The 12,491-nt window shown below is 70.2% G+C and carries 13 protein-coding genes; 6 read left to right on the top strand and 7 right to left on the bottom strand.

Features of this window, described 5'->3' with window-relative positions; all coding sequences use genetic code 11:
- The 3 genes from JWP54_RS08795 to JWP54_RS08785 form a co-directional block, all read left to right on the top strand.
- Positions 1 to 566 (top strand): peptidase dimerization domain-containing protein (locus JWP54_RS08795; RefSeq protein ID WP_297370509.1); only part of this gene is annotated, 566 nt, incomplete at its 5' end.
- A gap of 3 nt (positions 567 to 569) precedes the next feature.
- Complete coding sequence (locus JWP54_RS08790; protein WP_297370506.1) at positions 570 to 1,808, top strand: hypothetical protein; 1,239 nt, start codon at positions 570 to 572, stop codon at positions 1,806 to 1,808.
- 62 nt (positions 1,809 to 1,870) lie between these two features.
- On the top strand, positions 1,871 to 2,047 hold the full coding sequence (locus JWP54_RS08785) for a DUF3117 domain-containing protein (protein WP_297370513.1): 177 nt from the start codon (positions 1,871 to 1,873) through the stop codon (positions 2,045 to 2,047).
- 66 nt (positions 2,048 to 2,113) lie between these two features.
- On the opposite strand, the gene JWP54_RS08780 is transcribed toward JWP54_RS08785, so the two are convergent.
- Positions 2,114 to 2,746 (bottom strand): O-methyltransferase, encoded by a 633-nt coding sequence (locus tag JWP54_RS08780; protein WP_297370503.1) that lies wholly within the window; start codon positions 2,744 to 2,746, stop codon positions 2,114 to 2,116.
- A gap of 88 nt (positions 2,747 to 2,834) precedes the next feature.
- On the opposite strand from JWP54_RS08780, the gene JWP54_RS08775 reads away from it, so the two are divergent.
- Positions 2,835 to 3,218 (top strand): twin-arginine translocase TatA/TatE family subunit, encoded by a 384-nt coding sequence (locus tag JWP54_RS08775; RefSeq protein WP_297370499.1) that lies wholly within the window; start codon positions 2,835 to 2,837, stop codon positions 3,216 to 3,218.
- Positions 3,219 to 3,255: 37 nt separating this feature from the next.
- Here the strand turns inward: JWP54_RS08775 and JWP54_RS08770 are convergent, their stop codons facing one another.
- The 4 genes from JWP54_RS08770 to JWP54_RS08755 all read right to left on the bottom strand — a co-directional run bounded on the left by JWP54_RS08770 (position 3,256) and on the right by JWP54_RS08755 (position 7,992).
- Positions 3,256 to 4,848, bottom strand: coding sequence for a succinic semialdehyde dehydrogenase (locus tag JWP54_RS08770; RefSeq protein ID WP_297370496.1), 1,593 nt, complete (start codon positions 4,846 to 4,848; stop codon positions 3,256 to 3,258).
- Positions 4,849 to 4,909: 61 nt separating this feature from the next.
- Positions 4,910 to 6,064, bottom strand: a complete 1,155-nt coding sequence (locus JWP54_RS08765; protein ID WP_297370493.1) for a P-loop NTPase — start codon at positions 6,062 to 6,064, stop codon at positions 4,910 to 4,912.
- A complete protein-coding gene (locus JWP54_RS08760; RefSeq protein ID WP_297370490.1) occupies positions 6,057 to 6,674 on the bottom strand; it encodes a DUF1003 domain-containing protein in 618 nt (205 codons plus the stop codon). Before JWP54_RS08760 ends, JWP54_RS08765 begins: the two co-directional genes overlap by 8 nt.
- Positions 6,661 to 7,992, bottom strand: coding sequence for a CBS domain-containing protein (locus JWP54_RS08755; RefSeq protein WP_297370488.1), 1,332 nt, complete (start codon positions 7,990 to 7,992; stop codon positions 6,661 to 6,663). The genes JWP54_RS08760 and JWP54_RS08755 overlap by 14 nt, the downstream gene beginning before the upstream one ends.
- A 117-nt stretch (positions 7,993 to 8,109) precedes the next feature.
- Here JWP54_RS08755 and JWP54_RS08750 point away from each other — a divergent pair, with 117 nt between their 5' ends.
- Positions 8,110 to 8,793 (top strand): general stress protein, encoded by a 684-nt coding sequence (locus tag JWP54_RS08750; RefSeq protein ID WP_297370485.1) that lies wholly within the window; start codon positions 8,110 to 8,112, stop codon positions 8,791 to 8,793.
- An 87-nt stretch (positions 8,794 to 8,880) separates the two neighbouring features.
- Here JWP54_RS08750 and JWP54_RS08745 read toward each other — a convergent pair whose 3' ends face one another.
- Entirely contained in the window at positions 8,881 to 10,422 is a 1,542-nt protein-coding gene (locus JWP54_RS08745; RefSeq protein ID WP_297370482.1) for an aminopeptidase P family protein, read from the bottom strand.
- Positions 10,423 to 10,488: 66 nt separating this feature from the next.
- Positions 10,489 to 11,553 (bottom strand): endonuclease/exonuclease/phosphatase family protein, encoded by a 1,065-nt coding sequence (locus JWP54_RS08740; protein ID WP_297370479.1) that lies wholly within the window; start codon positions 11,551 to 11,553, stop codon positions 10,489 to 10,491.
- Between the two features lie 93 nt (positions 11,554 to 11,646).
- Here JWP54_RS08740 and JWP54_RS08735 point away from each other — a divergent pair.
- On the top strand, positions 11,647 to 12,491 hold an 845-nt coding region (locus JWP54_RS08735), incomplete at its 3' end, for a PHP domain-containing protein (RefSeq protein WP_297370476.1).

Genomic DNA, 12,491 nt, shown 5'->3' with positions numbered 1-12,491 from the left:
TGCGCGTGGACGTGACCGTCACCGGCGTCGCGGCCCACTCGGCGCGGCCGTGGAACGGGCGCAACGCGATCCACGGGGCGGCGGTCGTGCTCGGCCGGCTCACGGCATACGAGACGCAGGAGGTCGAGGTCGACGGCCTCGTCTACCACGAGGCGATGAACGCCGTCGGCATCAGCGGCGGCATCGCCGGCAACGTCATCCCCGATGAGTGCATGGTGCACGTGAACTACCGGTTCGCGCCCAGCCGCACCGCCGCGGAGGCCGTGGCGCACCTGGAGGAGCTGTTCGCCGGTTTCGACATCACCGTCGTCGACCTCGCCGAGGGCGCCCGCCCCGGACTGGACGCCCCGTTGGCGCTGAAATTCCTCGAGGCCGTCGGCGCCGAACCCCGGCCCAAGTACGGCTGGACCGATGTGGCCAGGTTCTCGGCGCTGGGCATCCCGGCCGTCAACTACGGACCCGGCGACCCGCTCAAGGCACACGCCGACGACGAGCGGGTGGCCCTTCGCCAGATCACCGACTGCGAGGACGCCCTGCGCGCCTGGCTGACGGCTGCCGTCGGCTGACCCGTGGCGACACCACGCACCTCCGCCACGCAGGTGCGCCGCCGTGGCGGAACCGTGCCGGCGCGCTGGCGCGCCCGGTACCGGCTGGTGCCATGGTGGGCGAAGGTGATGGCCATCTGGGGGCTCACCAGGGTGGTCACCACCACGCTGGTGCTGATGCTGGCGAGTGTGCAGGGGCAGAACCCGTGGACGCCGGCGAAACCGGGGTATGCGGACTTCGCCACCATGTGGGACTCCCTCTGGTACAACATCGTGGCCGTCGGCGGGTACCCCTCGGTGCTGCCGGTCACCGCGGATGGCCACGTCGGGGAGAACGCGTGGGCCTTCATGCCGGGTTACCCCGTGCTGGTTCGCCTGCTCATGCTGCTCACCGGAGCCGCTTGGGAGCCCGTTGCCGTCTTCGTGTCGGTGGCCTGCAGCCTCGTCACGGCGCTGCTGTTCTACCGGCTGATGCGGCGGGTGCAATCGCACTCCACGGCGCTGTTCTCCGTTGTGCTGTTCTGCGCAGCCCCGCTGTCGCCGCTGCTGCAGTTCGGCTATGCCGAGTCGATGCAGCTGATGCTCCTCACCCTGGCCCTCCTCCTGGTGTTGGAACGGCGTTACCTGGCGCTGGTGCCCGTGATCTTCGTGATGGCGCTCACCCGGCCGACCGGACTCGCGTTCGCGCTGTTCCTGGCACTGCACGTGGGCCACCGGTGGTACAGCCGCGCTCGCAATCCGTTTCCGGCGCGGATCGCGAGGACCGCGTCGGCGGTGGCCGTGTTCAGCGGCGTGATGGGCCTGGCCTGGCCGGCTCTCGCTTGGGTTGTCACCGGGTCGATGACGGCCTACACCGACACCGAACTGTCCTGGCGGTCGGCGTACATCGGCTATCAGGAGCTGGTGCCGTTCACGGCCTGGTTCCAGAGCGGGGTGTGGTGGCTCGGGCAGCCGGTGGGCATCCTGGCCGTGATCGCCCTGATCCTGGCCTTCACCGGTGCGATGTTCACGCCCTGGGTGCGCGGCCTCGGCGTGGACCTCCGCCTGTGGGCGGTGTCCTACGCGCTCTACCTGCTCGCGGTGTTCTTCCCGCAGTCGAGCACGTTCCGGTTGTTGATGCCGATGTTCCCGCTGCTCGGGGCGCTCGCTGTACCGCATAGCATCCTGTACCGCGTTGTGGTCACACTGGCGCTGATCTGTGGCCAATGGGGCTGGCTTCTGCTCTGTTGGGGGGTCGACGGGGCCGATTGGACGCCGCCGTAATTACTGTCTGACGGGCGAATGGTCGATAATAGGAGTACAGACTACGAATGGAAGGGGAGTTCATGGCGGCCATGAAGCCACGGACCGGAGACGGGCCAATGGAGGCTGTAAAGGAGGGGCGCCTGATCATCGTGCGTGTACCGCTCGAAGGTGGAGGTCGACTCGTCGTCTCTGTGAACGACGCTGAAGCCAAGGAGCTTCACGATGCGCTCGCCGGAGTAGTCACCCCGGCTGCGTAGCAACGATTTTTCGGATGATCGGCTGTGCGGTGTTCCGCACAGCCGATTGCTGTATCCGCGCGACGGTTAGGCGCGGAGCTTGGTGATCTGCAGCAGGCCGTCGCCGACGGGGGACAGGGCGCTGATCACGGCCTTCGAGGAGGCGATCTCGTTGAGCAGGGTGCGGAAGCCGGTGGCCACGTCGTCGCGGGCCACCGGGTCGGCCACGCGGCCACGCCAGAGGGCGTGCGCGACCAGCACGGTGCCGCCCGGGCGGGCCAGGCGCAGACCGTGCTCGACGTACTCGATGACCGACTGCGGGTCGGCGTCCACGAACACGATGTCGTACGAGTTCTCGTTCATGCGCGGCAGTACTTCGGCGGCGCGGCCGGTGATCAGGCGCACCCGGTTGGGCGGGATGCCCGCCTCGTGGAAGTTGGCCTTGGCGTGCTGCAGGTGGTCGACTTCGAGGTCGATGGAGGTGAGAGTGGCACCGGGAGCACCGGTGAGCAGCCAGATGCCCGAGACGCCGGCGCCGGTGCCGACCTCGAGGATGCTGCGCGCACCGGTGGCGGCGGCGATGACAGCCGACTGCGCGCCCACCGAGGGGGCGATCGCTTCGATGCCGAGTTCGTGCGACTGCTGCCGGGCCCGAGCCAGGGCGTCGCTTTCCACCACCGCGTCGTCGGCGAATTTCCAGTTCAGATCTTTGTCAGACATTCCGCAACTCCAGTAGATGATTGGATCAAGACTACGGCCGGCGTGCCCGTGGTTCTGGGACGCCTCGCCGGGGGGATATTCTGAGGGCATGTTCGGTCTGACGTTCGAGAAGCTCTTGCTCATCGGGATCATCGCCGTCTTCTTGCTCGGACCCGAGAAGCTGCCGCATTACGCGGCGCAGCTCGGCCGGTTGGTGCGCCAGCTGCGGGACATGGCCAACGGTGCCAAGGACCGGATGAAGGACGAGATGGGTCCGGACTTCGACGACGTCGACTGGAAGAAGCTCGACCCACGGCAGTATGACCCGCGCCGCATCATCCGGGAAGCCCTGACCGAGGATGAGCCGGTGAAGGGCCAGTCCGCGACGGTGTCCAGGGCCGGGCCCAACCCCGACAGCGCGTACCTGCAGCGGAAGCGCGCGCGCGAGGGGGCCCTCACCGGGCCGGCGCCGTTCGACTCCGAGGCCACCTAACCGCCATCCCCTTCGGTGGATGCGTCCGCGCGGTCCGTCAGCGGCGGCGGAGCGTCTTCAGAGTGCGGGCCAGGAGCACCATCGGGCCTGCCATCCGGGCGAACCCGGCCCCCGTGGTCGGCAGCGGCAGCAGCCCGGTGGCCCGGGAGATCGTGACCGGGTTCACGAAGCGCAACAACCCCTCCGGTCCGTTCCGGCGGCCGAGGCCGGAGCCCTTCACGCCGCCCATCGGGGCGGCGACGGAGGAGAACGACCCGCGGTAGCCCTCGTTGACGTTCACGCTGCCCGCCTCGAGGGCCGCGGCCACTCGCAGGCCCCGGCGGGCTGAGCCGCTGAGCACCGAGGCGTTCAGCCCGTAGTCGCTGTCGTTGGCGGCGAGGATGGCTTCCTGCTCGGTGTCCACGATCGACACCGAGACCACCGGACCGAACGTCTCGGAGGCGGAGCAGAGCATCTCAGGGGTGACGCCGGTGAGGATGGTCGGTTCGAAGAAGTACGGGCCGAGGTCGGGCCGGGCCCGCCCGCCGGCCTGCACCGTGGCACCATGTTCGATCGCGTCGGCCACATGTTCGGTGACCCGGTCGAGCTGCGCCTGGGAGGTGAGCGTGCCCACATCCGCCCGGTAGTCCAGACCTGCACCGAGCAGGAGCGCCCGGGTCACGGTCACGAACTCGCGCAGGAACTGCTCGGACACCGCCCGCTGCACGTAGAGGCGCTCGATCGAGACGCAGAGCTGCCCCATCGACGAGAAGCAGGCGTACGCGGCCTGTGCGGCTGCGCGGTGCGGATCGACGTCGTCGAGCACGATCATCGGGTTCTTACCGCCCAGTTCGAGCGACGCCCCGGTGAGGGTGCGCGCGGCCTGCTCGGCGACCGTCAGGCCGGTGGCGGTGGAGCCGGTGAAACACACGTAGTCGGCGCCCGCCGTGACGGCGCTGCCGATGGTGGCACCGGCGCCGGTGACCACGGCCCAGAGGTCGGCGGGCACGCCGGCGTCGATAAAGGCGCGACGGAGCAGCAGGATGCTCAACGCACCCTGGTTGTCGGCCTTCTGCACCACCCCGCAGCCGGAGGCCAGCGCGGGTACCACGTCCATTGCGGCCAGGCTGAGCGGGAAGTTCCACGGGGTGATGACCCCGGCTACGCCCTTGGGCCGGTACCGCACCCGGGTGGTGGCCAGAGCGGGCAGGCCGGAGCGGCGGCGCTCGCCGCCCAATACCCGGCGGGCGGCCAGGGCGTTGTACCGGGTGACTCCGGCGGCCTGGAAGATCTCCTCGAACGCATGGCCGCGGGTCTTGCCGGTCTCGGTCTGCAGGGTGTCCAGCAGCTCCTCACGGCGGGAGAGCACCAGATCGTGGGCGCGCAGCAGGACGGCGCGGCGGTGGGCGAACCCGGAGCGCGCCCAGGCGATCTGGGCGAGGCGGGCGCGGGCGTAGGCATCCGCCACGTCGTGCTCGCTGCTGAGCGGCAGGGCGTGCAGCCCTTCGCCGGTGAACGGGGCGATGACCGCGGCCGTCTCGCGCGTGGTCGAGCGGATGTCGCGGTCCAGTTCGACCAGGAACGGGAGCCCGCGCGAGGCGTCGGTTCCAGCTGACGAAGGCGCGGACGAGGGAACTGTGGGAGCAGTCATGCTGGCCAGTTTAGACACGCCCGCCGGGCGGATGCCTGAGCAGACGCACGCGGCTTGCGGGTCAGCGCGGAGAGATGCCCAGGCTCAGCCCGGCCAGGCCGCGCCCCCTGGTGGCCAGCCGCTCGGCAATGGCCTGGATGGCCACGGCCGCCGGGTCGGCGGGCTCGCCAAGTACGACGGGCAGGCCGGTGTCGCCGCCACTCCGCAGCGCCACGGACAGCGGCACCTGGCCGAGCAGCGGCACCGGGGTGTCCTGCCCGGCGGAAAGCCGGGCCGCGACCTCCGCGCCCCCGCCGGCGCCGAAGACCTCCAGCAGGGTGCCGTCGGGCTGCATCAGCCCGGCCATGTTCTCGATCACGCCGTAGATCTTCTGGCCGGTCTGCCGGGCGACCGCGCCGCTTCGCTCGGAGATGTCGGCGGCCGCGGGCTGCGGGGTGGTGACCACAATGACCTCGGCGTGGGGCAGCAGCTGGCCCACCGAGATGGCGATGTCGCCGGTGCCAGGAGGCAGGTCGAGCAGCAGGATGTCGAGGTCGCCGAAGTACACCTCGGTGAGGAACTGCGTGATGGTGCGGTGCAGCATCGGGCCGCGCCAGGCGACGGCGACCGAGGTGTCGTCGACGAACATGCCGATCGAAATGACCTTCACGTCGAAGCCGATGGGCGGCAGGATCATGTCGCCCACCTGGGTGGGCTTGACCATTCCGCTCTGGCCGCCCGCCACTCCAGGCGGGGTGACCAGGCCGAGCAGGCCGGGGATGGAGAACCCGTAGACGTCGGCGTCGACGATGCCCACGCGCAGGCCCCTGGCGGCCAGGGCGACGGCGAGGTTGGCCGTGACGGTGGACTTGCCGACGCCGCCCTTGCCGCTGGTGATCGCGTAAATCCGGGTGAGCGACTCCGGGGTGAACTGCATGGTGCGGGCGCCCTGGCCGCCGCGCAGTTTCTCGGTCATCGCCCGGCGCTGGTCGGGGGTCATCACGGAGACCACCACGCGGGCCAGGCCCGCGCCCACGACGGACTCGGCGGCTTCGCGAACATCCGTCTCGATGCGGGTGGCCGCCGGGCAGCCGGCGATGGTGAGGCGGATGCTCACGGTCGCGCCGCCGTCCGCGTCGATGGTGACGCCGGAGACCATGTCGAGCTCGGTGATGGGCTTGCGAATCTCCGGGTCGATGACGCGGGCGAGGGCGGCGCGGACCCGGTTCTCAGTCAAACGGATGCACCTCGTGCGGGCCGGTGCGGGGGCTCGCTTCGCGCTCGCGGCTTTCCAGCTCGCGGCTCTCCCGGTCGCGGGCGGCTTCGCGCTCCCGACGCTCCTGCTCGTCACGCTGGTCGAGGTTGTCGAGGAGGGCGCGCAGCTCGGCGCGCAGGAAATCCTTGGAGGCGAGGTCCTTCATGCCCAGGCGCAGGGCGACGACCTCACGGGCGAGGTATTCGGTGTCGGCAAGGTTGCGCTCGGCGCGCTGCCGGTCCTGCTCGAACTGCACCCGGTCGCGGTCGTCCTGCCGGTTCTGCGCGAGCAGGATCAGCGGTGCCGCGTACGACGCCTGCAGCGAGAGCACCAGGGTGAGGGCGATGAAGCCGAGCTCGATGGAGTCGAACCGGAGGCCCTCCGGGGCGAGGGTGTTCCAGGCGATCCAGAACACCACGAGGGCGGACAGCCCGATCAGGAACCAGGGGGTACCCATGCCGCGGGCGATCGCCTCGGTGGACCGGCCGAACCTGTCGTTGCTGCGGCCGTTCCGCTTGCGGCCGACGATGTTGGTGGTGCGCAGGCCCTTGGGCGTGTCGAGGCGCAGTTCGCTCTTGTTAGCGCGTGCCATTGCCGTGCCTCCGTACTCCCGGCAGCGGGATGCTTCCTGTTACCAGCTGGGTTCTCGCCGTGGCGCGTTTACGTACCTCGTCGCCGTCGTCGTGACTTCGCCAGTCATCCGGGAGCAGGTAGTCGAGCACGTCATCAATCGTCACCACCCCGACGAGTCGGTGGTTCTCGTCGACCACGGGCACGGAGACCAGGTCGTAGCTCGCCAGGATCCGGCTGACCTCGGCCGCGGAGGTGTCCGCCGTGACGGGCTCCAGGCCCAGGTCGAGCAGGGTGCCGAGGCGCTCGTGCGGCGGGTAGCGCAGCATCCGCTGGAAATGCACCATGCCCAGGAACCGGCCGGTGGGCGGTTCGTATGGCGGCAGGGTGACGCAGATCGCGGCGCCGAGGGCCGGCGCGAGGTCGTGCCGCCGGATGAGGGCAAGGCCCTCGGCGACGGTGGCGTCGGCGGAGACGATGATCGGCTCGGTGGTCATCAGGCCGCCGGCGGTATCGGGCGCGTAGGAGAGCAGGAACCGGACGTCGTCGGCCTCTTCGGGCTCCATCAGGTCGAGCAGGTGTTCGCCGCGCTCCTCGGGGAACTGGGCGATGAGGTCGGCGGCATCGTCCGGTTGCATGTGGTCGAGCACCTCGGCGGCGCGGGCGTCGCCGAGCCGGGTGAGGATGCCCACCTGTTCGCTTTCGGGCATCTCCTCGAGCACGTCGGCCAGGCGGCCGTCCGGGAGTTCCTCGGCCACCTCGAACATGCGCTGGCGCGGCAGGTCGAGCAGCGTGTTCGCGAGGTCGGCCGGCTTCATGTCGGAATAGGTGGCGATGAGCTGCTCGGCGGACTGGGACTGTCCGGCGGTGACCTTCTCGTAGACCTCGGCCCAGTTCGCGAACGCGGTGGCGCCCTTCGCGAACGGTGAGGAGCCGGTCTTAGGCCGGCGCACGAAGAGCTGGCCGATCGCCCAGTCGCCCTGGCCGGATTCCTCGATGGCGACATCTTCGATGGTGGCCTCGCCGCTGCCGTCGTTGAAGGCGACGTTCCGGCCGAGCATCTCGGCGATCACACGCACCTCGCCGCCGCGCTGTTCGAAGCGGCGCACGTTGATCAGGCCGGTGGTGATGATCTGGCCGCTGCCGATGCTGGTGACGCGGCCGATCGACACGAACACCCGGCGTTTGCCCGGGATTTCCACGATCAGGCCGACCACGCGGGGCGGGTCGTTTTTTCGGTAGACCACCAGCACGTCGCGGACCTTGCCCACGCGGTCGCCCGCGGGGTCGAAGACGTTGCACCCGGCCAATCGGGCGACGAAGACTCTGGTGTTTGCCACACTTATAACTTAGCCGGTGCGCATGGTGCAGCGGCTGGGTGCGGTCCGGGCGCATTCTCCCGACGGATGCACAGCACGCTCATCAGGGATTCCCGGGCGGCGTGGAAGAATGGGGGCATGTCCAACAAGAGCCCGTTCGGCCCGCGCGCCTCCGCCCTGTACCCCGTTCTGCCCAAGGGCGAGATCCTGGCCACGTACGAGACCTATAACGAAGCCCAGTTGGCGGTGGACCGCCTCGCGAAGGCCGACTTCCCCGTGAAGCAGCTCGCGATCGTCGGCAACGATCTCAAGACCGTCGAACGGGTCACCGGCAAGCTCACCTGGAGCCGGGTCGCCCTGGCCGGCGCGGCATCCGGCGCCTGGCTGGGTGTGTTCTTCGGGCTGCTGTTCTTCGTCTTCTCGCCGGACGGCGCCGGTCTGCCGTTCCTGTTCGCGGCCGTGCTGATGGGCGCCGGGTTCGGCATGCTCTTCGGCCTGGTGAGCTACGCGCTCAACCGACGGCGCAAGGACTTCACCTCGACCATGCAGGTGATCGCCGGCAACTACCAGGTGATCGTGGACGCCGAGCTGCTCCACAAGGCCCGCAACCTGCTGGCCGGCCAGGCCGAGTCCGCTGCCGCGGCCGCTCCGCACCCGTCCGACCCGCCGCGCTCCGCGTCCGAGCCGCAGCCGCAGCCGCCCGCCGAGCCCACCGACCCCATCAGCGACCAGCCGGCAACGCCGGACACCCCGGCAGCTCCGGCAGCTCCGGCGGGGCGCCCCGCCTACGGCGAGGTCGCCCCGCCCGCCAACCAGCCCTAACTGTTCCCGAATCGGTCAATTGCGCCCGGCACACCGGGCGCAATTGACCGCAGTGGCAACAGTTGTGGCCGAACGAGGCCGCGACCGCTAGGCCTGCAGCGCGGCGATCCACGCCTCGACCGCGGCCGAGTTGCGGGGGATGCCGACCGAGAGGTTCTCGGCGCCGGTCTCGGTGATCAGGATGTCGTCTTCGATGCGCACACCGATGCCGCGATACTCGGCGGGCACGGTCAGGTCGTCCGGCTGGAAGTACAGGCCGGGTTCGATCGTGAAGACCATGCCGGGTTCGATGACGCCGTCCATGTACATGTCCCGGCGGGCCTGGGCGCAGTCGTGCACGTCGAGGCCGAGGTGGTGGCTGGTGCCGTGCACCATGTACCGGCGGTGCTGGCCGTTCTCGGGCTTGAGCGCCTCCTCGGCGGTGACCGGCAGCATGCCCCACTCGGCGGTGCGCCGGGCGATGACGGCCATCGCGGCAGCGTGCACCTCACGGAAGATCGCGCCCGGCTTGGCGACCAGGAACGCGGCGTCCGCGGCTTCGCGGACAGCGTCGTAGACCCGACGCTGTACGTCGGAAAAGGTGCCGGTGACGGGCAGGGTGCGGGTGATGTCGGCCGTGTAGTAGCTGTCCACCTCCACACCGGCATCCACCAGCATCACGTCGCCGGGGAGAACGGGGCCGTCATTGCGGGTCCAGTGCAGGATGCAGGCGTGCGGGCCGGATGCCGCGATGGTGTCGTAACCGACGGTGTTCCCGTCCGCGCGCGCGCGCGTGTTGAAGACGCCCTCGACCAGGCGCTCGCCGCGCTCGTGGCTGCTGGAGCGGGGCAGGTCGCGGATGACGTCCTCGAAGCCGCGGGCGGTGGCCGCAACGGCCAGGCGCATCTGGCCGATCTCGTAGGAGTCCTTCACGAGCCGCAACTCGGACAGGTCGCGGGCGAGGCCGGCATCCGCGTCGTGGGCGCCGTTGATCTCGACGCTGAACGGGGCGTCGGCCGCGTTCGTGGTGAGCATCTTCTCCGCGGCGTTGCGCAAGCGCGCGTCGTCGACCTGGCCGGTGAGGAAGGGGTCCGCCTCGCGCACGAGCAGGGTCTCGCTGTCGACGCGGCGGAGCACCTCGGCAAAATCGTCGATGGCGCGCACCGTGACGCCGAGGTCGCCGGCGACCTGGGCGATGGAGGGGCGCGGGCCGATCCAGAATTCGCCGATCTCGGAGTTGGCGTAGAACTCGTCGGAGTCCCGGCCGGCGCGCTCGCGGAAGTACACGGTCGCGTCGTGGCCGGTGCCGGTGGGTTCGAACACCAGCACCGCGCCGGGCTCCGAGTCGCTGCCCCAGCCGGTGAGGTACGCGAAGGCGCTGTGGGCGCGGAACGGATAGTCGGTGTCGTTGGCACGCTGTTTGAGGCGACCGGCGGGGACGATCAGGCGGTGGCCGGGGTGGAGCTCCGAGATGCGCGCGCGTCGGGCGGCCGCGTACGGAGCCTGTTCGCGGGCTGCGGGCACGTCTTCGGCGCGGTCGGCCCAACCGCTGGAGATGTACGCCTTGAAGCCTTCTGAGCCGGGAGTGGTCGACCGGTTCTCGTTCGAGCGGGCGGCGGGGGCGGGTGCGGTGTCGATGGAGTCAGCCATTTCTCCATTGTCCCACCAGCGGGCTGTCCCACCAGCGGGCTGTCCACGCCAGCGTGCCCGGCAGCGTCAGCCGGTCGTCAGCGTCGCAGCGATTGGGCGGTGGTCGCTGCCCGCGTCGTCCTGGGTGTCGATCACCCGCATTCGCTCAATGTGCCAGTCGGCGGTGGCGAGGACATGGTCGATGGGGGAGCCGAGCAGGCTGGGTGCCGCGGCCGGCCACGTTCCGAGCCCGCCGGAGCCGGTCGTCGCGGCGGCATCCCGGCAGTCGCCGAGCACGGCGCCGGGCTCGGTGGCGCGCCCGGCGAAGTGGTCGAGGGTGGCGTTGAAGTCACCCGCCATGATCACTCCACCGCTGCCGGTGCGTTCCGTGCTGCACTGCCCGGCCAGATAGTCGAGGTCTGAGCGCCAGTTCGCCATCTCCCACCGGATGGGGGCGACGGCATGCACCGCGATGATGGTGGGCCCGGCACCGTCCACGGGCACCGCGACGACGGTGGGTAGAACGTTCGTGTTGCCGGGCGGGCCGGAGCCCGCGGCGCTGGTCACGGTGTAGTCGCCGAGGTCCGGGCTGATCAGCAGGGTCGTCGACCGTGCCTTCGAGATGAGGTCGAAGGACACGGTGTGCACCCACATCGGCCGGCCGGCGGCGCGCAGGGCCTCGGCGATGCGCACCCCGGTCTCTTCGGTGGTCTCCGGCAGGGTGAGAACGTCGGCGTCCTCGGCCACGGCGAGCGCGGCGATGGCCTCCGCGGCGGGAGCGTCGCCGAGAGTGTTCCAGCTGAGAACCGTGATCGAGGCAGCGGCATCCGCGGGCGCGGCAGTCGTTTCGGAGCTCGCGGCAGCGTCCGAGCCGACCCCGCGGTGCAGCAGGATGCCAATGTTCACAGCACCGAAGGCCAGCAACAACACCATCAGGAGCGCCGTCGTGCCGCGCATCGGCCGCGCCAGTACCAGTACCACGGCCAGGACCACGAGCAGGACCGCCGCCACGACGACCGCCAGGCCGCGCAGCGACACCGCGTGCGCCACGACCCCGGCGTTCTGCAGGCCGAAGAACTGCGGCCACGCGAGCACGGCGAGCGTGGCGGCGCCGACCAGGACGACGACGATGCGGGCGAGGGCGGTGAGCATAGACCAGTCACTGTAGGCGAAGTTCCTGCCAGCACGCTCCAACCGGCCCCGCCCGTTCCAACCAGCCCGGCCCGCTCCAACTAGCATGGGCACATGGCAGTCGAACGGCGTTCCACGGGTCCGATCGACCTACACACCCACTCCAGCGTCTCCGACGGCACCGAGACCCCCTCTCAGCTCGTGCGCGCCGCAGCGGCTGCCGGCCTCGGCACGGTGGCGCTCACCGATCACGATTCAACGGCCGGCTGGTCCGAAGCGTCCGTCGCGGCCCGCACCGCGGGCATCACCCTGATCCCCGGCATGGAATTCAGCACCAGGGTCGGCCACGCCAGCATCCACCTGCTCGCCTACCTCTTTGACCCGTCGGACGCGGGGATCGTCGCCGAGACGGCGCACATCCGCAAGGCCCGGCTGACCCGCGCCGAGCAGATGGTGGCCCGGATCGGAGCCGACTACGAGATCACCTGGGACGACGTGCTGGCCCAGACCACTACCGGTGGCACCGTGGGCCGGCCGCACATCGCCGACGCACTGGTCGCCAACGGGCTCGCGCTCACCCGCAGCGAGGCCTTCGCTGGAATCCTGCACTGGGAGGCGGGTTACTACCAGCCGCACTACGCGCCGGACCCGCTGCGCGCGGTCACCCTGGTGCGCGCCGCCGGGGGCGTGCCGGTGATCGCGCATCCGGCCACCCGCGGCGTCGCCGACGTGATGGCGGAGAGTCGACTGGCCGCCCTCGTGGAGGCCGGCCTGTTCGGTCTGGAGCTCCGGCACCGGGAGAACAAGCCGGAGGCCACAGCCCGGCTGACGATGCTGGCGGTCAAATACGGCCTCGCCATCACCGGGTCGAGCGACTACCACGGCGAGGGCAAGCCCAATCGGCTCGGCGAGAACACCACCTCGCCGGAGGTCCTCGAGCGCCTCATCGCCCAGGGCCG

This window comes from Cryobacterium sp. (assembly GCF_025463825.1).
Taxonomy (GTDB): domain Bacteria; phylum Actinomycetota; class Actinomycetes; order Actinomycetales; family Microbacteriaceae; genus Cryobacterium.
Note: the sequence above shows the minus strand (reverse complement) of the source record. Positions and strands in the feature narration are given on the sequence as shown.

Coding starts and splice junctions, on each gene's coding strand:
- JWP54_RS08785 (WP_297370513.1), top strand. CDS start 1,871: ATGGCGGCCATGAAGCCACGGACCGGAGACGGGCCAATGGAGGCTGTA.
- JWP54_RS08780 (WP_297370503.1), bottom strand. CDS start 2,746: ATGTCTGACAAAGATCTGAACTGGAAATTCGCCGACGACGCGGTGGTG.
- JWP54_RS08775 (WP_297370499.1), top strand. CDS start 2,835: ATGTTCGGTCTGACGTTCGAGAAGCTCTTGCTCATCGGGATCATCGCC.
- JWP54_RS08770 (WP_297370496.1), bottom strand. CDS start 4,848: ATGACTGCTCCCACAGTTCCCTCGTCCGCGCCTTCGTCAGCTGGAACC.
- JWP54_RS08760 (WP_297370490.1), bottom strand. CDS start 6,674: ATGGCACGCGCTAACAAGAGCGAACTGCGCCTCGACACGCCCAAGGGC.
- JWP54_RS08750 (WP_297370485.1), top strand. CDS start 8,110: ATGTCCAACAAGAGCCCGTTCGGCCCGCGCGCCTCCGCCCTGTACCCC.
- JWP54_RS08745 (WP_297370482.1), bottom strand. CDS start 10,422: ATGGCTGACTCCATCGACACCGCACCCGCCCCCGCCGCCCGCTCGAAC.
- JWP54_RS08740 (WP_297370479.1), bottom strand. CDS start 11,553: ATGCTCACCGCCCTCGCCCGCATCGTCGTCGTCCTGGTCGGCGCCGCC.